Consider the following 26,436-nt stretch of genomic DNA (forward strand, 5'->3'; position numbering starts at 1 on the left):
GCCCGGCCGTCTGGAAAGGACTGCAAACTCAGCCGACCTGGTAGCTGTACGGCAGGGTCGCGAGGACCTCGCCGGTGCCTTCCTGCGGCAGGCCGGTCACCCCGGTCGGCAGGGTCGGCACGGTCACCAGGTTGAGGTGGCCCGCCACCGCGGCGCCGTGCTTGCCCGACGGCGTGATGGTCACCGGAACCGTGACCGTCTGGCCCGGCTTCACGATCATCGGGGTGCCGCCCGTGCCGTTCGGGTTCACCGACTGGTCGTACGGGTCACCGGTGGACGACGTCACGGCCGCGTCGAAGCCCGCGGTCTGGATCGACGCGGTGTACGAGGCGTGCCCGGCCGGCGCGCCCGAGGGACCGAACGGCCCGATCTCCTGCACGTCGGCGAACCAGATGCCCTTCGTGACGTAGCCCTGCTTCTCGCCGATCGTCGCGACGGAGACCGTGCTGCCCGCCTGCGCGGACTTCAGGTCGCCGAGCACGTCGATGCCCGCGGCCGAGCCCTGGATCTCCACCTGCGCCGGCACCGTCGACGAGGTGGCGACGGTGAACTTGCTGGTGTCCGGCGGGATCGAGTACACCGGGGCGTTGGCGTTCAGCTCCGGCAGGTCCACCTCGGTCGAGCCGCCGAGCGGCTGCGGCTGCAGCGTCTGCCGGCTGTTGGTACGCGCGTCGACGCCGATGGCGACCGGCTCGATCCCGTTGTTGCGCACGGTCACCGGGACGGTCACGGCCTGGCCGGCGGCCAGCTTCTTCGACGCCGAGTTCGGCAGTGCCGGGGCGCTGACCGAAACCTGGTCGAAGCCCACCGTGCCGGTGAACGGCTGGTCGATCTGCTTGCCGGTCACCGGGTTCTGCACCACGACCACGAAGTGCCAGCGGCCCGGCAACGGGTTCGCGTCGGTCAGCTGGAGCGTGGTGCCCTGCGAGAGCTTGTTCGGCGCGCTGAGGAACACGTTGCTGTTCACGTCCGCCAACTCACCGTTCGGGTCGACCAGCACGCCGTCGACGAGCGTGCCCGGGTCCTGCAGCTTCAGCGCGACGTCCAGGTCCTTCTTGCCCTTGGGGACGTCGAACTCGTAGCTGAAGGTCTGCGCCGGCGAGACCGCCCGCGCGTTGCCGCCGGTGATCGTGCCGCCGAAGCCGCCCGAGCCGTTCTTGGTCGGGATCAGCGAGCGCAACACGGCGGACAGGGTGGTCTGGTGGCCGTCGGAGCTGCCGAAGGTCACCGAGTAGTCCGCGTCGCCGCCCGTGGCCGGGGTGGCCAGCGAGACCTTGACCGGCTGGGTTTGGCCCGGGTTCAGGCTCAGCACCTGCGGCGAGACCTGGCCGTACGGGACGGCTCGCTGCGTGTCGTTGCTCAGCTGGATGTCACCGGTGTAGCCGGTCGGGCCGGACGCGGAGTAGAGCACCGCGGTCCAGGTGCCGGCGGCCGGGCGCGTGACGTCCACGTTCGCGTAGTTCGCCGTGGCCGCGCCACCCTGCGGGCGGCTGTTGGCCACGAAGGTGCCGTCCGGCGCGATCAGGGTCAGCCGCACCACGGGGGTGACGGACTGGCCGTTGACCGTCTTCGGGCTGCCCTGCCACGCCATCCGCGAAAGCAGGCGCTGCGCCCCCGCGGGCACGCTGAAGGTGACCTTCTTGTACGCCCAGTTCGTGCCGTTGTAGTAAGGGAAAGTCGGCAGCTTGGCCGAGTCGAACGCGGTGGTCTGCGTCTGCGAGGACTGCGGCGCGAAGGTGCGGGTGCCGGCGCTCACCGTCAGCGGCTTGCTGCCGACGTTGGTCACCTTCACCGTGGCGTTCTGCGTGCTGCCCGGCGCGCCTTCCAGGGTGAGCTGGTCGGTCGAGAGGGCGATGTTCGACGCGGCGCCCGCCGGGGCACCGGTCGTGCCGGGCGAGGTCAGCGCCGCTTCGACGGCCGCGCGGGCGTCGAGCAGGCCGGAGCCCTGCTCGTCGGCGGGCAGGCCGAGGTCGTGCGCGGTGCCGGTGATGAACTGCTTCACCTGCGCGGGCGTCGGCGACGCGCCGTGGTGCGTGCCGCGGTAGCCCTGGATGACCAGCGCGGCGACGCCGGCCGTCAGCGGGGCGGATTCACTGGTGCCGCCGAAGGATTCGAGGTCGGTCGGCTGCGGCACGGTCTTGAAGTTCCGGCATTCGGCGTACGCGGGCGCGCAGTCGGCCCAGTTGCCCTCACCGGGCGCGACCAGGTCGATCGTGCGGCCGTTCTGCGTGATGCCCGCGGACGACAGCGCGGAGATGTTGTCGTTGACCCACTTGCCGTTGGAGAACGGGAAGGCGGCGTAGGTGGTCTGCGCGTACAGCCGGTTGTCGGTGGTCGCGCCGGCCGAGATCACCAGCGGGTCGGTGGCCGGGCTGCCGATGGTCGAGGTGATGCCCGCGTCGCCGCTGGAGGCGGTGACGGTGACGCCCGCGGCCACGGCCTGGTCGTTGAACACCTGGAACAGGTTGCGGGAGCTGGCATCCGGGTACTGGTTCAGGCCCAGCGACTCGTTGATCACGTCGACGTGGTCGACGGTCACCGCGTAGTCGATCGCCTGCAGCACCGCGGAGTTCGTGGCGGTGGAGCCGAAGACGTTGAGGCCCACCAGGCTCGCGCCGGGGGAGACGCCCTTGACGACGATGTTGCAGCCCGCGGGCAGCGGGTGGTTCTCGTTCACGAACTTCGACAGGTCGTGCACGACCGTGCCCTGCGCGGCGATCGACGAGGCGTCGCCGAAGGCCTCGGCGCCGGAGTCGGTGGTGGCGGGGCCGTCACCGGAGAAGTCCTGGTAGTCGGAGAAGACGTGGGAGCCGTCGGGGCGGATGAAGTCCGCGTAGTTCGGGTCCATGTTGTCCGCGAGGAACGCGACCTTCACCCCCGCCCCGGTCGCCAGGTCCGAGGCGCTCTTCGAGCCGTCGGTGCTGTAGGCGTGGATCGAGGTCAGCGCCTCGGGCTCCACCAGCGGCTTGGCCGGGTCGGCCGGGCAGATCGTGCCGGGCGCCTGGGGGGCCGCCTTGTCCTGGGCCTTCGGGGCTTTGCTGTCCGCGCCGGGCGCCGGCTTCGCGTCGGGCAGCGTCACCTTGCTGTCCGGGAGCACCTGGGCGACGGCCGGGTCCTGCGCCAGCTGGGCGGCCTGGGCCGAGGTCACCGTGGCGGAGAACGCGTTGCCGAGCGCGAAGTGCTTCACCTTGGCCGGGGCCGCGCCGGTGAGCTTGGCGAGCACGGACTCCTGCTGCTGAGTGGCCTCAGTGCGCCGGGCGCCCGAAGCCGCCTTGGTGGGCGGCGCGTCGGGAAGCTGGTTGTTGAGGACCACGATCACCGACTGAGGCGCGGCATCGGCCGCGGTGGCACTCGGCGCGGCGACGGCGGCCTGGCCGGTGCCCAGCTGAGTCAAGCTGGCCAAGGCCAAACCTCCCGTCGCGGCTATGACGAGGGCGCGAACGGATCGCGAGGAACGCCGCATGTGCAGCTCCCACTTCCTACTCGAAGGGTTTGAAAGTTACTGGCCCCGACGAAATCGGGCGCGGTTGTGCCCGCCTGATTTCCCTGTGGGAGAACTATTTCGGACCCCTCGTCGATCCACAAGCGACAATAGTGGTGAAGAAATCCGACAAAAAAGACCGAATTCCGCCCCGGCTCGCGCGGTGAGTCCCTTTTGGTTTTTATGGGCTGTTTTCGAGAATTGTATTCAGGTCACGGGAAGGTGACTGCGGGAGTTCCGCGCGATCACGAGGGTCCCGGCGAGCGCCACGATGACCAGACCGCCGAGCAGCACCGGGTAACCGGCCACCCCGCTGAGCGCCGCGAGTAACGAAGGCAGCAGAAAACCGATATATGCCAGCGCGTAGTAAATACCGGTCAGCTCGGCGATCTCGTCCGGCCGTGCCAGGCGTTGCAGTTCAAGCAGCCCGGACACGACCGCGATGCCGTACGCCGTGCCGAGCACCAGTGCGGTGGCCAGCGCCAGCCATGGTGAGCGCACGGCGGCGGCGAACGCGCTGAGCGCGAGGCCCGCGCACAGCACGGTCATGCCGGTGAGTACCGCGCGGGCGCTGGTGGCGCGGTCCACGCGTTTCGCGATCGGCTGGATGCCGACACCCGCGCCGACGGCGCACACCGTCAGCAGGGTCGAGTAGGCGAGGGACCACGAGCCCAGCTGATCGTCGACCAGCTGCGGCATGATCGCGTACGCCACGCCGCACGAGCCGAAGATCCACGGCGCCATCGGCAGGATCACCCGGCGGAAGCGGGGATGCCGGGTGGTCACCGGCCGGGTGCGGGGGAGGGTCGTCGTCCGGCCCAGTGTTTCCCGGCCCCGCAACGCGAAGGCCAGCGCCACCACGGTGAGTCCGATGTGGACGGCGAACGGCAGCACCATCGGCCACGGCGCCCACTGCGCGAGCACCCCGGCCGCGCCGGGGCCGATGCCGAGGCCGAGCGTGAGGCACAGCGCGGCGCGGCGGGTGCCGAGGTCGGGAGCGCCTCCGGCAGCGTCGGACAGCTCCTTGATCCAGGTCGAGCCGACGGCCATCGCCACCGCGACGGCGACCCCGGTGGCGAACCGCCCGGCGGCGATCCAGGCGACGCCCAGCGGGCCGAGTGCGATCAGCGCGCTGGCGGCCAGCGAAAGCACGGTGCCGGCGAGCATCACCGGGCGGCGTCCGTAGCGATTGGACAGACGGCCGGACAACAGCAGCCCGGGCATGAGCCCGATCACGTACGCGCCCAGCAGCGCGTCGACCGTGAAAGTGGAATAGCCCGCGTCCTTGTACATCACCAGCAACGGGGTGAATTGGTTGCCGCCCCAGCCGCAGGCGAAAACCGCGGCGGCGGCCGGAAACCAGGCCGTGCTGCGGCTCTCGACGGCCCGGGTGGCGGTGGTTGTCATCGGCGGTGGACCCCGTCCAGGTGTGCGCGCAGAGCGGGGGCGAACGCGTCGGCGTCGGCGGCCTCGATGATCGTGATCAGCGCAGTGTGCTCCTCGACGACCTCGGGCAGGCGGGCCGGGATCGGGCGCAGCGCGTGCACGTTCATCCGGCGCTGGCGGTCGGCGAGCGTGGTGTAGAAGTCGAGCAGCAGCGTGTTGCCCCCGGCGGCGACGATGGTGCGGTGGAACAGTTCGTCGGCCTCGGCGAACGCGGGCAGGTCTCCGGCGTCGGCGTGCGCGCGCTGCGTGTCGAGCACGGTGCGCAGCTGTTGCAGTGCATCGGGGATCAGGTCGGGCCGGCGCGCGAGCCGCCGCACGGCCGCGGCCTCGACGGCCTCCCGCGCGTCGAGCACGTCTTCGGCCTCGCCCGGCGGCACGGGCACCACGACGGCGCCGCGTTTCGGGATCAGGTTCAGCAACCCCTCGACCTGCAGGCGCAGGAACGCTTCCCGCACGGGCGTCCGGCTGACGCCGAGGCGTTCCGCGATCTCGCCTTCGCTGAACAGGTGCCCGCCCGGCAGCTCGCCGGTGAGCACCAGCTCCTTCGTCAGCCGGTAAGCCCGGTCGGCGGCGCCGGGCGCGGTGTTCTTGGCGGGGGTCATGACCATGGACGCTAGCATGCATCTTAGCTTGTATCTATGATGGTGCCCGGGTTCACTGACGCGGCTTAGCGTCGCTGCCATGACCGATATCAACACTGACTTGAATGTCAACGCCGTCCTGACTGATTTCGCCGCCGTCTGGAACGAGCCGGACGCCGGGCTGCGCCGCCGTCGGCCGCCTTTGGGACGAGGACGCGGTGGAGTGCACCTCCGAGAACCCCTGCCGCGGCCACGACGAGCTGGTCTTCACCACCCACCTGGTCCCGGTCGGCGGCGGGAGTCCACAGTGGAGCGGAACGATCGTCCTGCTGCCGACCCCCCGCCGGCCGGATCGAGCGGGACTACCAGTTCCCGGCCGCGTGACGCGGAGAGCACGTCTTCGATTGTGCAATGTGACATACTACTGTCGTGACGGTGCGAGAACACCCGGACGTGCTGATCGTCGGGGCCGGGGTGGTCGGCGCCGCGTGCGCGTATTTCTGCGCGGCGGCGGGCCTGCGGGTCGCGGTGCTGGACCGCGGCGGCGTCGCCGGCGGAACCACCAGCGGCGGCGAAGGCAACATCCTCGTGTCCGACAAATCGCCAAGCCCCGAACTGGACCTGGCACTGCTGTCGACGCGGCTCTGGGGTGAGCTGGGGGAGCGATTCGGGCCCGGCGCGTTCGAACTGGAGCACAAAGGCGGGGTGGTCGTCGCACAATCGCCCGAAGCGGCTCGCGGTTTGGCGGTGCTGACGGCGAAACAGCGCGGCCTGGGCGTCGAGGCGGTCGACGTGTCCGCGGCGGAACTGGCCGAACTGGAACCGAATCTGACGCCCGAGGTGTGCGCGGGCGCTTTTTACCCCCAGGACATGCAGGTGCAGCCGATGCTGGCTGCTGCTGAGCTGTTGCGCGCCGCGCGTGCACTCGGCGCCACCTTGCACACGGACACCGAGGTGCTCGCGTTCCGCCTGCGCGACGGGAGTGTTTTGGATGGCGCGGCTTTGGTGGGCGGGACTTCGGCTCGCGGCGCTGGAGCGGCTTTGGCCGGTGCGGCTGGGAATGGCCCCGCTTCGGGCGGGAGGGCTTCGGCTGGTGGTGCTGGGGTTGGCGGTGCTGGTGGAGGCGCGGCTTTGGGCGGTGCGGCTGGGAATGGCCCCGCTTCGGGCGGCAGGACGCCGGCTGGCAGGGCTGGGCATGGCAGCGCTGGGCCTGGCGCAGCTCGGGCTGGCAGCACCGCGGAACCTGCGGCTTTGGGCGGCGTGGTCACCAACCGTGGCGAGTTCGGGGCGCGGTGGGTCGTCAATGCGGCCGGTACCTGGGGCGGTCCGGTTTCCGCGCTGGCCGGTGCGCCGATCCCGGTCCTGCCGCGGCGGGGTTTCGTGCTGGTCACCGAGCCGTTGCCGCGGGTGGTCCGGCACAAGGTCTACACCGCGGACTACGTCGCGAACGTGGCCAGTGGCGACGCCGGGCTCGAGACGTCCGTGGTGGTCGAGGGCACCCGCGCCGGCACGGTGCTGATCGGCGCCAGCCGCGAGCGCGTCGGCTTCGATCGGCAGTTCTCGCTGCCGATCGTGCGCAAGCTGGCCGCTCAGGCGCTCGGTGTGTTCCCGTTCCTGGCCGACGTCGCCTTGCTGCGCGGTTACTTCGGCTTCCGGCCGTACTGCCCGGATCACCTGCCGGTGATCGGCGTCGATCCGCGCCGGCCCGGGCTGGTGCACGCCTGCGGACACGAGGGCGCGGGCATCGGCCTGGCCGCGGCGACCGGTCACCTCATCGCGCAACAGCTGACCGGGGCGACGCCGGACCTGGACTTGACGCCGTTCCGCGCCGATCGTTTCAGCCGGGAGGCGGTGTAAGCACACAATGGCGGACGCCGGTCGCACCGCCGACCCGGGTGCGGGTGTCCCGCAGAACACAGGAGGCGGTGTGACTACACAATGGCGAACGCCGCCGGCCCGCGTGCGGGCGTTCCGCGGAACACGGGAGGTGGCGTGAGGTTTTCCTTCGACGGCAAGGTGATCACGGCCGAACCGGGGCAGAGCGTCGGCGCCGCGCTGATCGCCGCGGGGTATCGGTCGTGGCGGACGACGCGGCACGGCGGCGCGCCGCGCGGGGTGTTCTGCGGCATCGGCGTGTGCTTCGACTGCCTGGTGGTCGTCAACGGCCGCCCGAACGAGCGCGCCTGCCTCACCGAAGCCCGCCCCGGCGACGACGTGCGGTCCCAGGAAGGAGCCGGTCGCAGTGACCTTGCCTGCTGAGTATGACCTCGCGGTGCTGGGCGCGGGCCCGGCCGGTCTGGCCGCCGCCGTCACCGCCGCGCGGGCCGGTGCGCGGGTCGCGCTGGTCGACGCGGGTGACCGCGTCGGCGGCCAGTACTGGCGCCACCGCGAAGCCGACGACGGCACCGGCCACCACCACTGGCGAACCCTGGTACGGCTGAGGGATTCCCTGCCCCGGCTGGACTTCCTGGCCAGGCACGCGGTCTGGCACGTCGAGCGGACCGGCGCCGGCTTCACCCTCCACACCGGCCACGGCGAGGTTCGCGCCCGCGCCCTCGTCGTGGCGACCGGCGCGTACGACCGTCAGCTGCCGTTCCCCGGCTGGACGCTGCCGGGCGTCTTCACGGCCGGCGGCGCGCAGGCGTTGCTCAAGGGCCACGGTGTACGGGCCGGGAGCCGGGTCGTGGTCGCCGGGACCGGGCCGTTCCTGCTGCCGGTCGCCGCGGGGCTGGCGCGGGCCGGGGCCGAGGTGGCGGGGGTGTTCGAGGCCGGTTCCCCGGCCGGGTTCGCCCGCTCGCCACGAGCCGTGCTCGGCAGCCCCGGCAAGCTCGCCGAGGGGGCCGGGTACCTGAAAACCCTGGTGCGCAACAGGATTCCGTACCGGACACGGACGGCGGTCGTCGCGGCGCACGGCGACGGAGAAGTCCGCTCGGTGACCGTCGCGTCGCTCGAGGAAGACTGGCGGATCGTGGCCGGCAGCGAGCGCGAGATCGCGTGCGACACCGTCGCGGTGGGTTACGGCTTCACGCCGCAGCTGGAGATCCCCCTGCAGCTCGGCTGCGAAACCCGGCTCGGCGCCGACGGCAGCCTGATCGCGGTGGCCGACCGCCAGCAGCGCGCCAGCGTGCCCGGCGTCTACCTGGCCGGTGAGGTGTGCGGCGTCGGCGGGGCCGAACTGTCCCTTGTGGAGGGTGAGCTGGCCGGGCTGCACGCCGCGCTCACGACGGTCGGTGCCGAGCCGGACCGGGCACGGGTCACGCGGCTGTTGCGCCGCCGCGAGTCCGCCCGCGCGTTCGCCGGGGCGATGCACGCGGCGCACCCGCTCCGGCCCGGCTGGCTGAGCTGGCTCGACGCGCCGACGCTGCTCTGCCGGTGCGAAGAGGTGAGCGTCGGGACGGTCCGCGGTGCCATCGCGGACCTCGGCGCGACGGACGCCCGCACCGTCAAACTGTTGGCGCGCCCCGGAATGGGACTGTGCCAGGGCCGGGTCTGCGGTTACGCCACGGCCTGCCTCACCGCCGCCGAGCAGGGCCGCGAGCCCACGGCCGCCGACCTCGCCGCGTCAGCCGGGCGGCCGATCGCGCAGCCGGTGCGGCTCGGGGATCTCGCGGATGGCTGACCTGGCACTGTCCGAAGAGGACGAGGCGATGCTGGACGGCGCGGCCGGTCCTGCGGCGCAGTTGTGTCTGCGGATGGTCGTCGCGCTCGCGCGGGTTCGCGGTGCGCCCCGGTTGCTGCGGGTGGCGTCGGCCCACGTCGATGGGTGTCTTTACCACGGTCGGGCCGGGCTGGATTTCGTCGAGTGGCTCGGGGGTCTCGCGGATGGCTGACCTGGCACTGTCCGAAGAGGACGAGGCGATGCTGGACGGCGCGGACGGTCCTGCGGCGCAGTTGTGTCTGCGGATGGTCGTCGCGCTTGCGCGGGTTCGCGGTGCGCCCCGGTTGCTGCGGGTGGCGTCGGCCCACGTCGACGGGTGCCTTTACCACGGCCAGGCCGGGCTGGATTTCGTCGAGTGGATCGGGGAGCTGGGTGGCCGGGTCGCGGTGCCGACGACGCTCAACGTCGGCTCGCTCGACCTCCGCCATCCGGGCCTGGTCCACGCCGACGCGGAGACGACCGCGAACGCGCGCCGGCTGATGGCCGGCTACACCGCGCTGGGCTGCACCCCGACCTGGACCTGCGCGCCGTACCAGCTCACGCACCGGCCGTCGTTCGGCACGCACGTGGCGTGGGCGGAGTCCAACGCGATCGTGTTCGCCAACTCCGTGCTCGGCGCCCGCACCGACCGGTACGGCGACTTCCTCGACATCGGCGCGGCCATCACCGGCCGCGCGCCGGACGCCGGGCTGCACCGGGACGCGAACCGGCGCGCCACGGTCCGGCTCGACTGCGCGGGCCTGTCACGGCGGCTGCTCGCCGAGGACGCCGCCTGGGGAGTGCTCGGCCACCTCGCCGGGCGCGTCGCGGGCAGTGGCGTGCCGGTGCTCACCGGGGTGCCGGACGGCGTGACCGAGGACCGGCTGAAGGCGTTCGGCGCCGCGGCCGCCTCCAGCGGGGGAGTGGGCCTGTTCCACGTCGTGGGCGTGACCCCGGAGGCGCCGTCACTTTCAGCGGTGGCCACGGCGGACCTCCCGGTCCACGAGGTCGCCGCCGCGGACCTGCGCGTGATCCGCGACGAGCTGACCACCGCGCGCGGCGGCGGAATCGACGCGCTTTGCCTTGGCACACCGCACTTTTCGGTCACCGAGTTCGAGCAGCTGGCCGGCCTGCTCGGTGACGGCCCGCCGTTCCACCCCGACGTGCGAGCCTGGGTGACGACCAGCCGCGCGGTGCTCGCGGAGGCCGAACGGCTCGGCTACGCGGAAACCGCGCGCGCAGCCGGCGCCCGGATCGTGGTGGACACCTGCAGCTACATCACCCCGGTGCTCGACACGGACGTCCGCACCGCGATGACGAATTCCGGCAAGTGGGCCTGGTACGCGCCCGGCAACATCGGTGTGGCCGTCACACTCGGCTCGATGGCCGAATGCGTCGCCTCGGCCCGCGCCGGCCACCTCGTCCGGGACGAGGCACTGTGGGCGAGCTGATCGGCCGCACCGTCTTCCCCGGCGAGGCCACCGGAATCCCGCTGGTCCTCGACGCGCCGCTGTCCTTCTGGGGCGGCACCGACCCGACCGGGCGGATTGTCGACGAGCATCACCCGCAGCGGGGCGCCGTGGTCACCGGGCGGGTGCTCGTGCTGCCGAAGGCGCGGGGGTCGAGTTCGTCGTCCTCGGTGCTGGCCGAGCAGATCCGGTCCGGCACCGGCCCCGCGGCACTGGTCCTCACCGAACCCGACGCGATCCTGATGCTCGGCGCGTGGGTCGCCGCGGAGCTGTACGGCCACCGGCTGCCGATCGTCGTACTGTCCACAGAGGACTACGACCGGCTGTGCGCCCGCTCCGGCCCGGTGACGATCGTGGCCGGACCGGAGCGGGCCATGATCACCGCCGCAGCCGCACTTCGCCCGTCTGGATGACGGCCGCAACCCCGGCCGCGGGGTCGGCCAGGATGTCAAGATCGTCCAGTGGATTCCCGCGGATCAGCACGACATCGCCGTGCGCGCCCGGGGCCAGCACGCCCAGCGAACCCTCCTGGCGCAGCAGCTCCGCCGCGACCGTGGTGGCCGAGCGCAGCACCGCGCCGGGCGACTGGACCTTGCCGCGTAAGGAAAACTCCTCCGATTGCCGGGACTGCATGGCGCCCAGCAGGTCGCTGCCGTAGGCGATCCGGACGCCCGCCGCGTCGGCGAGCCGCAGGGCCTCGAACCCGTTCTCGCTGACCTTCAGGACCTTCGCGTACTGCTCCTCGGTGAACCCGAGTGAGCGGCTCTGCTCCAGCAGCGCCTGGTAGGTCACCAGCGTCGGCACGTAAAAAGCGTTGTGGCGCAAGAACAATTCGATCGACGTCGCGTCCAGCAGATTGCCGTGCTCGATGGTGCGGACGCCGAGTTCCAGGCCGCGGTTGACGGCCTCGGCGGTGTACGCGTGGCCGGCTGTGTAGAGGTTCGCCGCGGCAGCCTCGTCGACGATCGCGCGCACCTCCTCGTCGGAGAACTGCAGTGAGTCGACACGGTCGGTGTGGCTGGCGCAGCCGCCCGACAGCATGAGCTTCAGGTGGTGCGCGCCGCGGCGGATCTCGTCGCGGGCGGCGCGGCGCACCTCGTCGACGCCGTCGCACACGCGGCCCAGGCCGGGGACCGCGTAATGCTGGTCGTGGACGTCGCGGCCCGCGGGGCGCAGGTCGCCGTGACCACCCGTCTGCGAAAGCGCCTTGCCGCCGAAGAAGATCCGCGGCCCGGCGAACAGGCCCTGCTCGACGGCGGCGGCCAGCCCGAAGTCCGCGCCGCCGACGTCTCGCACGCTCGTGAAGCCGCGCGCGAGCATGTCCCCGAGCAGGTGCGAGGCCTGGGCCGTCACGTACGCGGGGGAACGGTCGGCGACCGAGCCCAGGTCCGCGCTCACGGCGGTCACGTGCACGTGGCAGTCGATCAGGCCCGGCACGGCGAACAGCCCGGTCGCGTCGAACTCGTCCGCGCCGGCCGGGCCGCCGGGGTCGGCCGCCACCTCCGTGATCCGCCCGGCGGCGATCCGGACGGCCCGGCCGGCCGACACCGTTTCGCTCACCGGGTCGACGACGGTCGCGTGCCGGAGCACGAGGTCGGCGTTCATGCGTTACCTCCAGGGGTGGGGGACTTGATCGTCTCCTGGCCGATGCTCTCCAGCGACCGGCCGGTGGTGCGCTGGCCGAACACGGCCACCACCACCGCCCCGAGCACGAGCAGGACCAGCAGCATGGTGAACACGCCGCCGAAACCCACGTTGCCGTAGGAGAAGCCGATCACGATGGGCGCGGTGATCCCGCCGATCCGGCCGACGGCCGAGGCGACGCCGAGCCCGGTGGTCCGGATCATCGTCGGGTAGATCTCCGAGGTGTAGGAGTATTCGAGCGCCGCGTTGCCGTTCATGAAAAACGACAGCACGATGCCCCAGACCAGGATCTGCGTGCTGGTGCCCGAGAACGCCAGCCCCAGCGCCCCGACGGCGCCGCCGGCCAGGTAGATCACGATCGTCCACTTGCGCTCGATCCGCTCGCTGACGAACGCCGCCGAGTAATAGCCGGGGATCTGGGCCAGGTAGATCAGGATGGAGAACAGGAAGCTCTTCGATATGTCGAAACCCTGCTTCACCAGCAGCGACGGGATCCAGGTGAAGAACCCGTAGTAGGTGAAGATCGCGACGAACCAGTAGACCCACGAGGTGATCGTGGTCTTGCGCAGCCCGCCCGAGAACAGCGCCTTGAGGTTGTCCGCGACCCGGCCCGACGAGACGTGCACCTCCTCGGCCTGGGTGGACGGCTGCGGCGTGGGCAGCGGCCCGACGCGCGCGCTCACCTGCCGTTCGATGTCGGCCACCACGCGTTCGGCCTCGTCGACCCGGCCGTGGACGTGCAGGAACCGCGGCGACTCCGGCAGCGACCGGCGCCACCACAGCAGCATCAGGATCGGCACCGCGGTGAGCACCTGGACCCAGCGCCAGCCGTGCGGCACGTCGCTCACCACGAAGTAGCCGAGCAGGCTCGCGAAGACATAGCCGAACGCGAAAAACCCGGCCAGGGAGCCGATGTAGCGCCCGCGCACGCGTGAGGGCACGAACTCCGAGAGGTACGGCGCGATGATCGCGCTCTCCGCGCCGGTCCCCATGCCCGCCACCACGCGGGCGAGGAACAGCACCGCGAAGTTCGGCGCGGCCGCCGCGACCAGGCTGGCGGCGGCGTAGATGACCAGCGCGCTGACCATCACCGCGCGCCGGCCGATCTTGTCGCCCAGGATGCCGGCGCCGAGCGCGCCGAACAGGAACCCGATCAGCAGGCTGCTGCCCAGGATGCCGGTCGCCCCGCTGGACAGCCCCCATTCCTTGGTGACCGAGGGGAGGATGAACGCGACGATCGCGCCGTCCATCGCGTCGAAGGTGTAGCCGAGGCCGCCGGCGAACAGCAGCTTGTAGTGGAATCGGGAAACAGGCAGGCGTTCGAGCCGGGCCGCCATCAGGTGCGAGGTCAGCTTCGGGGTCTCGCCGGTCGTCTCGGTCATGGTGCCTCCATCGGCGTGAACGAGGTCAGGCCACTGTACAATGTCACATGGCACATGACACGATGAGTTTTGCCGATTGAGGTTCTGGTCGTCAACGCTGGGTAACATCGGAAACCTGGAGGTCTCATGACGGGGCGCGAAAAGCCGTGGCACGGGGTGCTGGTCGCGACGGCCCTTCCACTGCGCGGCCCGGAGTCCGGCGCGCTGACCGCGGACTTCGACGCCTACGCCGAGCACGTCGCGTGGCTGGCGGCGAACGGCTGTGACGGCGTGACGCCGAACGGTTCGCTGGGGGAGTACCAGACCCTGAGCGTCGAGGAGCGGACGCGGGTGGTGCGCACCGCGGTCGACGCGGCACCGCAGGGGTTCACCGTGATGCCCGGGGTCGCCGCGTACGGCGCGGCCGAGGCGCGGCGCTGGGCCGAGAACGCGGCCGAGCTGGGCTGCCCCGCGGTGATGCTGCTGCCGCCCAATTCCTACCGCGCCGACGAGCGCGCGGTGCTCGCGCACTACCGCGAGGTCGCCAAGGCCGGCCTGCCGGTCGTGGCCTACAACAACCCGTTCGACACCAAGGTCGACCTGGTCCCCGAGCTGCTGGCCGAGCTGTACGCCGAAGGCCTGATCACGGCGGTCAAGGAGTTCTCCGGCGACGTGCGCCGCCCGTACCGGATCGCCGAGCTGGCGCCGGGCCTCGACGTGCTGTGCGGTGCCGACGACGTGCTGCTGGAGCTGGCCGTCGCCGGGGCGCCCGGCTGGGTCGCGGGCTACCCCAACGCGTTCCCGAAGGCCACCACCGAGCTGTGGGCCGCGGCCGCGGCCGGCGACCTGGCGAAGGCGGTGCCGCTGTACCGGCTGCTGCATCCGTTGCTGCGCTGGGATTCCCGGACCGAGTTCGTCCAGGCGATCAAGCTGAGCATGGACATCGCCGGCCGTTACGGCGGTCCGTGCCGCCAGCCGCGCGTGCCGCTGACGCCCGAGCAGGAGAAGGCCGTCCGGCAGGCGACCGAGCGGGCACTCGAGGAAGGGCTTTCCTAGACCATGCGCGCCAAGCGGCTGTTCCACGCCGTCGACTCCCACACCGAGGGCATGCCGACGCGGGTGATCACCGGCGGCGTCGGCGTCGTGCCGGGGGCCACGATGTTCGAGCGGCGCCAGTACTTCGTCGAGCACCTGGACCACATTCGGCAGCTGCTGATGTACGAGCCGCGCGGCCATTCGGCCATGAGCGGCGCCATCCTGCAGCCCCCGACCCGGCCGGACGCCGACTGGGGCGTGCTGTTCATCGAGGTCTCCGGCTGCCTGCCGATGTGCGGGCACGGCACCATCGGCGTGGCCACGGTGCTGGTCGAGACCGGCATGGTGGCGGTGACCGAGCCGGTCACCACGATCCGGCTCGACACCCCGGCCGGGCTGGTGGTCGCCGAGGTCGAGGTGGCCGACGGCGCCGCGCGCGCGGTGACGATCCGGAACGTGCCGTCGTTCTCGGTCGGGCTGGACCGCGAGGTGGACGTGCCGGGGCTCGGCCGCGTGCGGTACGACCTGGCCTTCGGCGGCAACTTCTACGCCATCGTCCAGCTGGCCGAGCTGGGCATCCCGTTCGAGCACAAGGAAAAGCAGCGGCTGCTCGACGCCGGGCTGTCCATCATGGACGCCGTGACCGGGCAGGACCGCCCGGCCCACCCGGTGAACCCGGAGATCTCCGGCTGCCACCACGTCTACCTCGCCGCGCCCGGCTCGACGGCCCGGCACTCGCGGCACGCGATGGCCATCCACCCCGGCTGGTTCGACCGCTCGCCGTGCGGCACCGGCACCAGCGCGCGGATGGCGCAGCTGCATGCGCGTGGTGAACTGCCGCTGGACACCGAGTTCCGCAACGAGTCGTTCATCGGCACGCACTTCCTCGGGCGGCTGGTCGAACAAACCTCGGTCGGCGGGATCCCGGCGGTGGTCCCGAAGATCACCGGCCGGGCCTGGCTGACCGGCACGGCTCAGTACTGGCTCGACCCGGACGACCCGTTCCCGGCGGGATTCCAGCTGTGATCGACTGCGTGGCCGGGGCGCCGCCGATGCGGGACGCGATCGACGCCGTGCGCGCGGCCCTGCTGGAAGGACTCGACCCGGAGCAGGACCCGCCGCGGTCGGTGGCCGAGGTGCCGCCGGGGCAGCTGCTGCTCATGCCCGCGTACTGGGGCCGTTACGCCGGGGTCAAGGTCGCCTCCGTCGCGCCCGGCAACCCGGCGCTGGGCCTGCCGCGGATCCAGGGCGGCTACCTGTTGCTCGACGGGCCGACGCTCAGCCCGCTCGCGCTGCTGGACGCGGTCGCGCTGACCTCGGTCCGCACCGCGGCGGTGTCGGCGGTCGCGGCCGACGCCCTCGCGGAGCCGGACGCCGCGCGGCTCGTCGTGTTCGGCACCGGGCCGCAGGCCCACAGCCACGTCGAGGCCCTGCGCGCGGTCCGGCCGGTGCGGGAGCTGGTCGTGGTCGCCCGCGATCCGGGCCGTACCAAGGAGTTCGTGGCGGGCTACCGGGACCTGGACGCCCGGGTGGGCACGGCCGCGGACGTCGCGGGCGCTGACCTCGTCGCCTGCTGCACCACCGCCCGTACCCCGCTGTTCGACGGCTCGCTGCTGCCGGACCACACGACGGTCGTCGCGGTCGGCTCGCACGAGCCCGACGCCCGGGAGGTCGACGACGTCACGGTGCGGCGCTCCATTGTGGTCGTCGAGGCGCGGGCCGCCGCGCTGCGCGAGGCCGGCGACGTGGTTTTGGCCCTGCGGTCCGGCGCGATCGGGCCGGACGCGCTGCGGACGCTGCCGGATCTCGTGCGGGGGAAGGCCGACGTGCCCGCGGGGCGGCCCCGGCTGTTCAAGAGCGTGGGCATGGCGTGGGAGGATCTGGTGGTCGCCGCGAAGCGGCACGAAACCGCCAGGGGGGACCGACGATGACGATGGACGGCCACCAGCCGCTCGCGCTGCCCTCGTTCGGCGTCCAGCGGAACCTGCGCGAGAAGATCACGCAGACGCTGCGCGCGGCGGTGATCTCCGGCGAGCTGCGGGCCGGTGAGGTGCATTCCGCGCCGAGCCTGGCCGCCCAGTTCGGCGTCTCGGCCACCCCGGTCCGCGAGGCGATGCTCGACCTGGTCAAGGAAGGCCTGATCGACACGGTGCGCAACAAGGGGTTCCGGGTCACCGAACCGTCCGAAAAGGACCTCGACGACCTGTCCGAGCTCCGCGCCCTGATCGAGGTGCCCACGGTCCGCCGCCTCGCCGAGACCGGCGTCGACCCGGCGGTGATCGCCGAGCTGCGCCCGCTGGCGCTGGGCATCGAGCGCGCGGCCGCCGAGCACGACCTCATCGCGCACGTCGCCACGGACATGCAGTTCCACCTGCGGCTGCTGGAGCAGGCGGGCAACCCGCACCTGGTCGAGACCGTGCGCGCGCTGCGGGCCCGGTCTCGCATCTACGGCTTGCGCAGCCTCGCCGAGCGCGACGAGCTGATCCCCTCCTCGGCCGAGCACGCCGAGCTGCTGGACCTCATCGAGGCCCGCGACGCGGCCGGCGCCGAGGCGCTGATGGACCGCCACATCCGGCACGTGCGCGGCATCTGGGCCCGCTGACCGCCCCGGCGTGGTTGGCTGGACCGGGTTCCTCGTCCGGCGAGGGGAGCACGTGATGGGAGCGGACCGGGCGGTCACCGCCGCGGAGCTGTTCGACGAGGTCGGGGCCGGCTACGAGGCGGCGTTCGGCCGTCCGCCGGTGGTCGACGCGGCGGTGCGAGAGCTGCTGGCGGAGCACGCGCGGGTCCTGGACATCGGCAGCGGCCCGGCGCGGATTTCCTCCAGGGTTTTTCCCGTTCCTGCAGATGCCGCGCGCGGACACCGAAGGCGTGCTCGCCTCGATCGCGCGGTGGCTGGTGCCGGGCGGGCGGCTCTCCTTGATCACGGTGCCGTACGACATCGAGGACTTGCCGGTCGACTTCCCCGGCCCCGTGCGCCTCACCAGCCGGAGGAGCATCTGCTGAGCACCGCGCGGAAATCCTGATCGGACCCGGCGAAGGCCTCCGCACCGTCCGAAGTGGTGCGGAGGCCTTCGCCGCGGAACGGCCTACTGCTGCTGCTGGTCGCCGCCGTTGAAGTGTTCCTTGAGCTTGTCGGCGCCCTGGTTGATCTGGTCGCCGTGCTTGCCGCCGGTCTTCTCGTCGGCGAACTGCGCGGCCTTGTCGACGCCCTCGCCGACCTTGTCGGAGTTGCTACCGGCGAACTCCTGGATCTTTTCCTTCGCCTTGTCGAACAAGCCGTCCATGTTCCGCTCCTCTCGTCGTGCCGGAATCCTGCGTGGACTCTTGCCGGGTACCCACGGGAAGCGGGCCCGGCCCGGGGTTCGCCGGATCGGGTGAGACGGGGCGGGTCACCGCCGTGAGGCCGTCGACGAGCAGATCGGTGATGCGGAAGGCCTCCTCGTGCCAGCCGGGATAGGTGCGGGCGCCGCAGATTCCGCCCAGCGCGCGCAGCACCGTCCGCCCGGTGATGTCGCCGCGGATCACGCCGGTTTCCGCGCCTCGTTCGAGCAGCAGGTCCAGCGCGTCGCTGAGCTGCTCCCGGCCGCCGGTGAACACGGGGGAGTCGGTCGCCATGATGCTCTCCAGCGCGGCGGCCATGCCCTTGCTGACGGCGGCGTGCTCGACCACCCGCCGGAGGTATTCCGCGAGCGCGGCGCGTGGTTCCAGGTCCTCGAGCAGCTGTCGCGCACTGTCGCAGACTTCGGTGACCTCCTGCCGGTAGACCTCCTCGACGACCGCGTCGCGCGTGTCGAAGTGCCGGTAGAGCGTGCCGACCGACACCCCGGCGCGCTTGGCGATCTCCTCGACGCGGATGTCCGCCTCACCGGCCGCGAAAGCCTCCCGGGCGACGGTGAGCAGCGCTTCCCGGTTGCGGCGGGCGTCGGCCCGCAACGGACGTGACAAAGATCCCTCCCGGCACCAAAGGTGAACCACCCTCCGTATATTTCCGGAGGTACGTTCACCTTAGCGGAGAGGCCATGCTCATGGACGACGGACTGGCGGGCAAGCGGGTACTGGTGACCGGCGGGAGCCGGGGCCTGGGGGCGGCGGCCGTCCGGCGGTTCGCGGAATCGGGGGCGACGGTGCTGGCCGTCGCCCGGAACGCGCCGGCCGAGCCGGTGCCCGCCACCTTCATCCCCGGCGACCTCGGCACCCCGGCCGGCGCCGCGGCGCTGGCCCGGCGGGTGCTCGACGAGGTCGGCGGCATCGACGTCCTGGTCGACAACGCGGCGGCGGCCACCGGCCCGGCCGCGACCCTGGACCGCACCGACGAGGCCTGGCTGGCCGACCTCGACGCGAACCTGCTCAGCGCGGTCCGCCTGGACCGGGAGCTGGTGCCCGGCATGGTCGAGCGCGGCACCGGGGTGGTCGTGCACGTGTCCTCGATCGCGAGCCGGCTGCCGCAGAACCAGGAGGCCTCGTACGCGGCGGCGAAGGCCGCGCTCAACGCCTACAGCCGCACCCTGGCCGCCGAAGTCGGCCCCCACGGCGTGCGAGTGGTGTGCGTCCTGCCCGGATTCATCGCGACGCAGGGCGCGCTCTCGCACCTGCGGCAGTTCGCGGACCGGCAGGGAATCACCCTCGAGGAGCAGACCCGCCAGGTCGTCGAGCACCTGAACGTGCCGATGGGCCGCCCCGGCGACCCCGAAGACGCCGCCGAACTCATCGCCTTTCTCGCTTCGGCGCGCGCGAAATGGCTGACAGGAGCCCAATTCCGCGTTGACGGCGGCATCATTCCCACGACCTAGGTGTATTTGGCCATCAGGTTGATGGCAGTCGGCTGGTGGGTGGTCGCCGAGTGCGCTGTGGCGGTGTTGAGTGTTGTAGTGCTCGAGCCGGGGTGCAAGGGCTGCTGTGCGTTCGGTGTTGCTGGTGAACGCCTTAGGTGATCGCCCGGGTGAGGAAAGCAGCGCAGGTCTGTTCCTTCTCGTCGGGGAGGATCTCGGAGTAGGCCAGCCGGCTGTGATCGTCGACCAGGGAGTGGACAGAGTCGAACCCGACTTTGACGCTGCGGTCACGGGTGGCTTCCCGGTTCACACGGCCATGGGCTCGCCGGCCGCCGCCGTCGGGACTGCGGCCGATCTTCTTGACGTCCATGCGGACCAGTTCGCCTGGCCGGTCCCGTTCATAGCGCACTGCGGTGGTCTTGCTGGCTCGGATCACCTCGCCGGTCATGGGGTCGAGCGTCGCCAGTCGCGGTCCTGGACGCACCACACCCACCCGGAGGCTCTCCCCACGTCAACCACACCACCACCTGCCACCAACGTCCTGACCAAATACACCTAGCCGGGTACTGGGTATCGTCGCCCCGTCGGGCATCGGAGCGGAGGAGGGCACGTGGCGGGACCGCTGAGCGGGCTGAAGGTCGTGGAGCTGGCCGGGATCGGGCCGGGGCCGCATGCGTGCATGGTGCTGGCGGACCTCGGCGCGGACGTCGTGCGGGTGGAGCGGCCGGCGGGCGCGCTCGACCTCAGCGGGGGCAAGCCCGATCCGTTGCTGCGCGGCCGCCGGTCCGTCGCCGCGGACCTGAAGACGGCCGAGGGGCGCGAGCTGGTGCTCCGGCTCGCGGAGAAGGCGGACGTGCTGGTGGAGGGGCTGCGCCCGGGGGTCACCGAGCGGCTCGGGGTCGGGCCGGACGACTGCTTCGCCCGCAACCCGCGGCTGGTCTACGGCCGGATGACCGGGTGGGGCCAGGAAGGGCCGCTCGCCAAGCGCGCCGGGCACGACATCAACTACGTCGGGCTGATCGGGGTGCTGCACACGATCGGCCGCGCGGGCGAGCGGCCGGTGCCGCCGCTGAACCTCGTCGGCGACTTCGGCGGCGGCTCGATGTTCCTGCTCACCGGGGTGCTTTCCGCGCTGTGGGAACGCGAGCGCACCGGGCTCGGCCAGGTCGTCGACGCCGCGATGGTCGACGGCGCCGGCGTGCTCGCGCAGATGATGTGGGCGTTGCGCGGCCTCGGCTCGTGGTCCGACGAGCGCGGCAGCAACCTCCTCGACGGCGGCGCGCCCTTCTACGACACCTACGTGTGCGCGGACGGCCGGTACGTCGCGGTCGGCTCGCTGGAACCGCAGTTCTACGCGGCGCTGCTCGCCGGCCTCGAACTGGACCCGGCGTCGCTGCCGCCGCAACTGGACCGCGCGGGCTGGCCGGCCCTGCGCGCCACCTTCACCAAGGCGTTCCTGGCCCGCACCCGCGACGAGTGGACGGAGGTGTTCGGCGAAGTCGACTCCTGCGTCACCCCGGTGCTCGCGCCGGACGAGGCCGCCGCGCACCCGCACATCGCGTCCCGCAACGGCCTGATCGAAATCGACGGCGTCCTCCAGCCCGCCCCGGCGCCCCGTTTCTCCCGCACCGCACCGGATCTGCCCACGCCGCCGCCGAAACCGGGAGCCGACACCGAAGCGGTCCTCGATGACTGGGGCGTCTGAGCGGGCACTGCCGGACCCGGGCTAGCGTGGTGCGCATGGACCTTCCCGACGGCCTCCGCGCCCTGCTGGAGCAGCCCAGCCTGTGCTTCCTCGCCACGACGATGCCCGACGGCTCGCCCCAGCTGACCCAGACCTGGGTCGACACCGACGGCAAGCACGTGCTGGTCAACACCGTCCAGGGGCACCAGAAGGTCTTCAACGTCCAGCGCGACCCCCGGGTGGCGCTCAACATCGTCGACAGCGCGAACCCGTTCCGCTACTACCGCGTCCGCGGCCGGGTACTGGACATCACCGCCGACGGCGCCGCCGAGCACATCGAGAAGCTCGCCCACCGCTACACCGGCAAGCCCTACGCCTCGTACGGCGGGCCCGGCCAGGTCCGCCTCCTGCTGCGCATCGAGGCCGACCGGATCGGCACGACGGGCTGAGCCATGGCCGCGACCCCGAGCACGGCAGGCCCGCCGGAAACGGCAGGGCCCCTGTCCGTCCGCCCCCTGGACCCGGCCACCTGGCCCGCGTTCGCGCGGCTGGTCGAGGCGAACAACGGCGTGTGGGGCGGCTGCTGGTGCCTCGGCTTCCACGTGAAGCTGGGCCAGGGCCGCACGGCGGCGCAGAACCGGGCGGAGAAACAGCAGCGCGTCGCCGAGGGGCGCACGCACGCCGCGCTGGTGTTCGACGGCGAGGAATGCCTTGGCTGGTGCCAGTTCGGCGCCCCGGAGGAGCTGCCGGAGGTCAAGAGCCGCCGCCGGTACGAGAAAGACCTGATCACCCTGCCGGACTGGCGCGTCACCTGCTTCTTCACCGGCAAAGGCCGGCGCGGCCGCGGGGTTGCCGACACCGCGCTCGGCGGGGCGCTGGCCGAGATCGCGCGCCGGGGCGGCGGCACGGTCGAGGGCTACCCCGAGGAGACCGACGACCGCACGGTGGCGGGCTCGTTCCTGCACACCGGGCCGATGGCCGTGTTCGAGAACCACGGCTTCACCCGCACCCGGCCGATTTCGCCGCACCGCTGGGTGGTCACCCGCTCCGTCGCGAGGACACTCACCCGTGCAGCCGCACCGGCAACGCCTGATGCCCGTTGACGATGAACGACGCCAGCGGCACCAGCTCGTCCGGCGTCACGTCCAGCGTCAGCCGCGGGAAGCGGGAGAACAGCGCGGGCAAGGCGATTTCCACTTCCATCCGGGCCAGCGGCGCGCCCAGGCAGTAGTGCACGCCGTGGCCGAACGCCAGCGACGCCTTGTCCGAGCGGGTGATGTCGAACCGGCCGGCGTCCGGGCCGTACCGGTCCTCGTCGCGCCCGGCGATGCCGAGTGAAGCCAGGATCGCGTCGCCCTCGCGGATCGTCGTGGCGCCCAGCTCGATGTCGGCGACCGCGAACCGCAGCGGCAGGTGCGAAACCGGGGACTGCCAGCGCAGCACCTCGTCCACGGCGTCGCCCCACGAGCGCTCGCCGTCGAGCACCAGCCGCAGCTGCGCGGGATGGCCGAGCAGCGCGGCGACGGAGTGGTCGAGCAGGTTGACGGTGGTCTCGTGGCCGGCCGTGATCATCAGGATCAGGGTGTCGACGAGCTCGGTTTCGGTCAGCTGCGCGCCGTCCTCGTCGCGGGCGGAGATGAGCACGGTGGCCAGGTCGTCGCCCGGTTCGGCGCGCCGGAGCGCCACGAAATCGGCCAGCAGCGCGTACAGCGCCTCGACGTTGGCGGTCGCCTCCGCGGCGGTCGCCGAGGTGTCGAACATGCCCCGGACGGCGGCGCGCAGCCCCGGCCGTGCGGTGTCCGGCACCCCCACCAGCTGGCAGATCACCTCGATCGGCAGCGGGTAGCAGTAGCGCTCGCGCAGGTCGGTCGCGGTGGGGCCGGCCGCCAGCCCGTCGAGCAGGCCCGCGGCGATCCCGGCGATCCACGGGCGGAGCCGCTCGATCCGCGCCGGGGTGAAAGCCTTCTGCACCAAGGAGCGCAGCCGCAGGTGCTCGGTGCCGTAGGCGGTGAACATGTTCTGCACCGACACCCAGATGTGCAGCGGCCAGTCGTCGGAGATCTCACCCGCGCGGTACGGCGGCCAATGCCGCCGCGCGTCCTTCGACACCCGCGGGTCGGCGAGCAGCGTCCTGAGCGCGTGCTGGCCCGTGACCGCCCAGGCGAGCACCCCGCCGGGCAGCTCGACCTGCGTGACCGGGCCGTGTTCGCGGAGCCGGGCCCCTTCGCCGTGAACGTCGCGCGCGGTCGGGTCGAGGACGAAGGGCGGGGCGGTGTACTGCATCGGCGGCTCTCCTGACCGGCCACCGGCGCGTCCACAATGGACAAATGGGGGAAGTAGTGCGACGCCGGTGAAATCCGACCGGAACTGTAGCGCGCGACCGGCCCGGCCCCCGCGGGTCCAGGGGTCGAAGATCGGGAGCGGGGAAAGGGGTTGACGCCGCTCAGCCGTCGGCGCGGCGCCGGTGCAGGGAAAACCGCTCGAACACCGAAAGCTCCCCGCTCGGCTTGTTCACGTTGTAGTAGGTGACGTGCATGGTCGTCGTGTCGCCGCGGTGGCGGCCCGGGTCGACGGTGAAGGCGGCGAAGCCGTACGGGTGGTCCAGGTCCCGCACCGCGCTCCACACGGCCTGCTCGCGGACGTAGGTCGGCACGCGCTTGCCGGTGCCCGGATCGGCCTTCGCGGAGACGGCGGTGAGCACCTTTCCCGTGCCGTCCTTGAAGAAGCTGCCGTTCGTGGTGCCCGAGACCCCGCCGCCGCCCAGGATCATGTGCACGGTGCCGTGCGTCGCGTCGATGTTGTCGGTGGCCGTCGAGACCGGGTTCGGCGTGAGCGTCTCGCTGCCGGAAACCACGCCGCGCACGGCGAGGGAGCGCTCGTAGTCGTGCTCGTGCCCGCACAGCACCAGGTCCACGCCGTACGCGTCGAACAGGGGCCCGTACTTCTCGCGCAGGCCGAGGTCGGCGCCGTTGGCGTCGGAGGTGCTGATCATCACCTGGTGCATCGCGACCACGATCCAGTCGATGTCGCGTGACGCGCGGGCCGCGGCCAGCTCCTTCTTCAGCCAGGCGAGCTGACGGCCGCCGGAGTAGCCGTTGACGTAGACGTCGCCGCCGTCCTGCAGGCAGTTGTCGTCGTTCTGCAGCACGATCACGCGCACCGCGCCGACGGTGAAGCCGTACCAGAGCCCGGCCAGCTCGGCGTCGGTCTCGGTGGAGGGCAGCTGGAAGTAGGCCTGGTACGCGCCGAGGCCGAGGGCGCCGTTCTGCTTCTCGATCTCGTGGTTGCCCGCGGCGGGCATCCACGGCCGGTACCGCGCCGAGCGGGTGTTGTTGGTGAAGAAGTTGTTCCAGGTGCGCACGCGGTCGAGGTCGAGGTTCGCGTAGCAGAGGTCGCCGTTGAGCAGGTGGAACAGCGGCGCGACGGTCTCGATGCCGGTGACGATGTCCTTGGTTGCCGGGGTCGAGTTCGCGTCGAGGCCGACGCCGCCCGCGGCGTTCCAGGTCACCTGCGGCGCGGACTGGTCGCCGAAGCTGGTGAAGGTGAAGGCCGAGCGGCCCGACGGCGCGGTGCGGAACGTGCCCGCGTCCGGCGTCGCGCCGTCGTGCTGGGCGGCGTAGATGTACTCGGTGCCCGGCCGCAGCCGGTCCAGCTCGGCGTGGTGGACCCACACCGTCCGCCCGGACGTGCCGTCGACGTAGGTGCGGGTGTCGGCCGGCGCGATCGCGCCGAAGCCGCCGTCGAGCGTGCCGTAGAGCACCCGCGGCCGGGCGACCGAGCCGTCGGTGATCCACGAGACCACCATCTGACGGGCCGGGTCCCGGCCGAAGGTCAGGTGCAGGCCCTGCACGGGCGTCGCGCCGGTGCCGATGGAGGGCACGAACGCGGCGCTCTGCGGGGCCGCGTCGGCGATGCCGCTGCCGAGCAGCGGGGCGGCCGCCCCGGCCCCCAGCAGGCCGAGCGCACCACGGCGGGTGACGGTGTGTTTGCTGCTCTCGGACAACGGGGCCTCCTCGGCTTCGGCGCGAAGCGAACGTATGCGCGTTTCCCGACGCGGCGGTGAACGCGAACTGTCGCCCGCGTGAAGTCCGCCGCGCCACTGGGCCGGACGGTGTCCTGTTTTCTGTCCGATTCCCCGCCCTTGGCGGCGGTTGACTATTCCGGATATCCGCACCGAAGCTCGTAAGGGTATTCGGCGGAGGTGCTGATTTTATCGGCAATCCGAACCGGGGAACGGCGATTGCGGAGGTATTTCGTGGACAGTGCGAAGGGTTTCCCGATCGGCCGCCGGGCCTTGCTGGCCGGAGCCGCCGGCGCGGCGGCGACCACGTTCGCCACCGCCGGTCCGGCCGGCGCGGCGCCGGCGCGCGAGGCGACGTTCCCGCTCGGGCCGTTCACGAAAAGCAAGCAGAACCCCATCCTGCGCCCCGATCCGGCCCACGCCTGGGAATCCGCCTACCTGTACAACCCTTGTGCGATCGTCGTCGGCAATCGCGTCGCGTTGTTCTACCGGGCGCAGGACGCGGCGAAAACCTCCAGCATCGGGCTGGCGTTCAGCGATGACGGAATCACTTTCACCCGGCTGCCCGATCCGGTGCTGACGCCGAGCGAGCCGTGGGAGCTGCCGGGCGGGTGCGAGGATCCGCGGGTGGTGCGCGTCGGCGACACCTATTACATGACCTATACCGGCTACGACCACACCAGCGCGCTGCTGTGCTTGGCCACCTCGAAGGACCTCCGGAACTGGACCAAGCATCCGCCGCTGTTCCCCGACCTGCGCGATCCCGGCCACGGCGCGAAGCCGTGGAACAAGTCCGGCACGATCGCGGCGACGCCGATGCAGGGCTGGTACTGGATGTACTTCGGCGAGTCGAACATCTTCTGGGCCCGGTCGAAGGACCTGATCACCTGGGAGACGCCCGGCAACGACGATCCGGTCGCCCGGCCGGTGTTCCCCTGGGAGGGGTCGCTCATCGAGCCGGGCCCGCCGCCGGTCGCCGGGCCCGGCGGACACCTCGTCCTGGCCTACAACGGCCGCTCGGACGGCAACGGCGGCTATCCGAAGGGGCAGTACTCCGGCGGCCAGCTGCTGATCGACCCGGCCGACCCGACGAAGGCGGTCGCCCGGCTGGAGCGGCCGTTCATCTACCCCACGGCGGACGACGAGCAGAACGGCCAGGTGAACCACGTGACGTTCAGCGAGGGCCTGGTCCGGTTCCACGACCGCTGGTTCCTGTACTACGGCATGGCGGATTCGGTGCTCGGAGTGGCGACGGCGCCGTAGCGGCCGTGCTTGGATCGGTGGCATGAACCTGGGGAACGACCT

The 26,436-nt window shown here is 71.8% G+C and carries 25 protein-coding genes and 1 pseudogene; 16 read left to right on the forward strand and 10 right to left on the reverse strand.

The features are described from left to right. Positions 1-28 precede the first annotated feature (28 nt). The 3 genes from BMY97_RS08940 to BMY97_RS08950 all read right to left on the reverse strand — a co-directional run bounded on the left by BMY97_RS08940 (position 29) and on the right by BMY97_RS08950 (position 5,529). Positions 29-3,403, reverse strand: a complete 3,375-nt coding sequence (locus BMY97_RS08940) for a S8 family serine peptidase (RefSeq protein ID WP_245787232.1) — start codon at positions 3,401-3,403, stop codon at positions 29-31. Positions 3,404-3,688: 285 nt separating this feature from the next. After that, positions 3,689-4,888, reverse strand: a complete 1,200-nt coding sequence (locus BMY97_RS08945; RefSeq protein ID WP_091615298.1) for an MFS transporter — start codon at positions 4,886-4,888, stop codon at positions 3,689-3,691. Continuing rightward, on the reverse strand, positions 4,885-5,529 hold the full coding sequence (locus BMY97_RS08950) for a GntR family transcriptional regulator (protein WP_091616226.1): 645 nt from the start codon (positions 5,527-5,529) through the stop codon (positions 4,885-4,887). Before BMY97_RS08950 ends, BMY97_RS08945 begins: the two co-directional genes overlap by 4 nt. Before the next feature lie 432 nt (positions 5,530-5,961). On the opposite strand from BMY97_RS08950, the gene BMY97_RS47745 reads away from it, so the two are divergent. The 6 genes from BMY97_RS47745 (at position 5,962) to BMY97_RS08985 (ending at position 11,027) form a co-directional block, all read left to right on the forward strand. Continuing rightward, entirely contained in the window at positions 5,962-7,365 is a 1,404-nt protein-coding gene (locus BMY97_RS47745; protein ID WP_281246894.1) for an NAD(P)/FAD-dependent oxidoreductase, read from the forward strand. A 135-nt stretch (positions 7,366-7,500) separates the two neighbouring features. Next, positions 7,501-7,767 (forward strand): (2Fe-2S)-binding protein, encoded by a 267-nt coding sequence (locus BMY97_RS08965; RefSeq protein WP_245787233.1) that lies wholly within the window; start codon positions 7,501-7,503, stop codon positions 7,765-7,767. After that, complete coding sequence (locus BMY97_RS08970) at positions 7,751-9,127, forward strand: FAD/NAD(P)-dependent oxidoreductase (RefSeq protein ID WP_091615304.1); 1,377 nt, start codon at positions 7,751-7,753, stop codon at positions 9,125-9,127. Before BMY97_RS08965 ends, BMY97_RS08970 begins: the two co-directional genes overlap by 17 nt. Continuing rightward, a complete protein-coding gene (locus BMY97_RS08975) occupies positions 9,120-9,338 on the forward strand; it encodes an aconitase X (protein ID WP_091615307.1) in 219 nt (72 codons plus the stop codon). Before BMY97_RS08970 ends, BMY97_RS08975 begins: the two co-directional genes overlap by 8 nt. Continuing rightward, entirely contained in the window at positions 9,331-10,596 is a 1,266-nt protein-coding gene (locus BMY97_RS08980) for an aconitase X (protein ID WP_091615310.1), read from the forward strand. The genes BMY97_RS08975 and BMY97_RS08980 overlap by 8 nt, the downstream gene beginning before the upstream one ends. After that, positions 10,584-11,027 (forward strand): aconitase X swivel domain-containing protein, encoded by a 444-nt coding sequence (locus BMY97_RS08985; protein WP_218156727.1) that lies wholly within the window; start codon positions 10,584-10,586, stop codon positions 11,025-11,027. Before BMY97_RS08980 ends, BMY97_RS08985 begins: the two co-directional genes overlap by 13 nt. On the opposite strand, the gene BMY97_RS08990 is transcribed toward BMY97_RS08985, so the two are convergent. After that, entirely contained in the window at positions 10,993-12,219 is a 1,227-nt protein-coding gene (locus tag BMY97_RS08990; protein ID WP_091615316.1) for a metal-dependent hydrolase family protein, read from the reverse strand. The two genes, BMY97_RS08985 and BMY97_RS08990, sit on opposite strands and share 35 nt — an antisense overlap. Beyond that, entirely contained in the window at positions 12,216-13,640 is a 1,425-nt protein-coding gene (locus tag BMY97_RS08995; RefSeq protein ID WP_245787234.1) for an MFS transporter, read from the reverse strand. The genes BMY97_RS08990 and BMY97_RS08995 overlap by 4 nt, the downstream gene beginning before the upstream one ends. 126 nt (positions 13,641-13,766) lie before the next feature. Here BMY97_RS08995 and BMY97_RS09000 point away from each other — a divergent pair, with 126 nt between their 5' ends. The 5 genes from BMY97_RS09000 to BMY97_RS46940 all read left to right on the forward strand — a co-directional run bounded on the left by BMY97_RS09000 (position 13,767) and on the right by BMY97_RS46940 (position 17,660). Continuing rightward, complete coding sequence (locus BMY97_RS09000) at positions 13,767-14,675, forward strand: dihydrodipicolinate synthase family protein (RefSeq protein ID WP_091615319.1); 909 nt, start codon at positions 13,767-13,769, stop codon at positions 14,673-14,675. Between the two features lie 3 nt (positions 14,676-14,678). Next, complete coding sequence (locus BMY97_RS09005) at positions 14,679-15,680, forward strand: proline racemase family protein (RefSeq protein WP_091615323.1); 1,002 nt, start codon at positions 14,679-14,681, stop codon at positions 15,678-15,680. Beyond that, the gene (locus BMY97_RS09010; RefSeq protein ID WP_218156728.1) at positions 15,677-16,585 is read left to right on the forward strand and encodes an ornithine cyclodeaminase family protein; all 909 of its coding nucleotides are present in this window, start codon (positions 15,677-15,679) and stop codon (positions 16,583-16,585) included. The genes BMY97_RS09005 and BMY97_RS09010 overlap by 4 nt, the downstream gene beginning before the upstream one ends. Beyond that, entirely contained in the window at positions 16,582-17,256 is a 675-nt protein-coding gene (locus BMY97_RS09015) for a GntR family transcriptional regulator (RefSeq protein WP_091615326.1), read from the forward strand. The genes BMY97_RS09010 and BMY97_RS09015 overlap by 4 nt, the downstream gene beginning before the upstream one ends. Positions 17,257-17,501: 245 nt before the next feature. Beyond that, entirely contained in the window at positions 17,502-17,660 is a 159-nt protein-coding gene (locus tag BMY97_RS46940) for a hypothetical protein (RefSeq protein WP_177231244.1), read from the forward strand. Between the two features lie 83 nt (positions 17,661-17,743). Here BMY97_RS46940 and BMY97_RS09025 read toward each other — a convergent pair whose 3' ends face one another. Together BMY97_RS09025 and BMY97_RS09030 are read right to left on the reverse strand one after the other, a co-directional pair. Beyond that, the gene (locus BMY97_RS09025; RefSeq protein ID WP_091615329.1) at positions 17,744-17,941 is read right to left on the reverse strand and encodes an antitoxin; all 198 of its coding nucleotides are present in this window, start codon (positions 17,939-17,941) and stop codon (positions 17,744-17,746) included. Continuing rightward, positions 17,889-18,602, reverse strand: coding sequence for a TetR/AcrR family transcriptional regulator (locus BMY97_RS09030; RefSeq protein WP_218156729.1), 714 nt, complete (start codon positions 18,600-18,602; stop codon positions 17,889-17,891). Before BMY97_RS09030 ends, BMY97_RS09025 begins: the two co-directional genes overlap by 53 nt. Before the next feature lie 80 nt (positions 18,603-18,682). Between BMY97_RS09030 and BMY97_RS09035 the strand changes: the two genes are divergently transcribed. Continuing rightward, positions 18,683-19,447 (forward strand): oxidoreductase, encoded by a 765-nt coding sequence (locus tag BMY97_RS09035; protein ID WP_091616235.1) that lies wholly within the window; start codon positions 18,683-18,685, stop codon positions 19,445-19,447. A 15-nt stretch (positions 19,448-19,462) separates the two neighbouring features. Here BMY97_RS09035 and BMY97_RS09040 read toward each other — a convergent pair. After that, positions 19,463-19,898: pseudogene (locus BMY97_RS09040) on the reverse strand (integrase core domain-containing protein); the annotation flags it as partial. A 138-nt stretch (positions 19,899-20,036) separates the two neighbouring features. Between BMY97_RS09040 and BMY97_RS09045 the strand changes: the two are divergent. From BMY97_RS09045 to BMY97_RS09055, 3 genes are read left to right on the forward strand one after another with little or no spacing between them, the layout of a single operon-like run. Then, positions 20,037-21,131 (forward strand): CaiB/BaiF CoA transferase family protein, encoded by a 1,095-nt coding sequence (locus tag BMY97_RS09045; RefSeq protein ID WP_091615334.1) that lies wholly within the window; start codon positions 20,037-20,039, stop codon positions 21,129-21,131. Positions 21,132-21,166: 35 nt separating this feature from the next. Continuing rightward, positions 21,167-21,559 (forward strand): PPOX class F420-dependent oxidoreductase, encoded by a 393-nt coding sequence (locus BMY97_RS09050; RefSeq protein ID WP_091615336.1) that lies wholly within the window; start codon positions 21,167-21,169, stop codon positions 21,557-21,559. A gap of 3 nt (positions 21,560-21,562) precedes the next feature. Continuing rightward, positions 21,563-22,213, forward strand: coding sequence for a GNAT family N-acetyltransferase (locus tag BMY97_RS09055; protein ID WP_091615339.1), 651 nt, complete (start codon positions 21,563-21,565; stop codon positions 22,211-22,213). On the opposite strand, the gene BMY97_RS09060 is transcribed toward BMY97_RS09055, so the two are convergent. Then, the gene (locus BMY97_RS09060; protein ID WP_091615342.1) at positions 22,173-23,393 is read right to left on the reverse strand and encodes a cytochrome P450 family protein; all 1,221 of its coding nucleotides are present in this window, start codon (positions 23,391-23,393) and stop codon (positions 22,173-22,175) included. The two genes, BMY97_RS09055 and BMY97_RS09060, sit on opposite strands and share 41 nt — an antisense overlap. Positions 23,394-23,553: 160 nt before the next feature. Continuing rightward, positions 23,554-25,113, reverse strand: a complete 1,560-nt coding sequence (locus BMY97_RS09065) for a purple acid phosphatase family protein (RefSeq protein ID WP_091615345.1) — start codon at positions 25,111-25,113, stop codon at positions 23,554-23,556. Between the two features lie 252 nt (positions 25,114-25,365). On the opposite strand from BMY97_RS09065, the gene BMY97_RS09070 reads away from it, so the two are divergent. Beyond that, a complete protein-coding gene (locus tag BMY97_RS09070; protein WP_218156731.1) occupies positions 25,366-26,394 on the forward strand; it encodes a glycoside hydrolase family 130 protein in 1,029 nt (342 codons plus the stop codon). Positions 26,395-26,436: the final 42 nt, after the last annotated feature.

Origin of the sequence: Amycolatopsis saalfeldensis, from assembly GCF_900110575.1 — a bacterium.
Lineage (GTDB): Bacteria > Actinomycetota > Actinomycetes > Mycobacteriales > Pseudonocardiaceae > Amycolatopsis > Amycolatopsis saalfeldensis.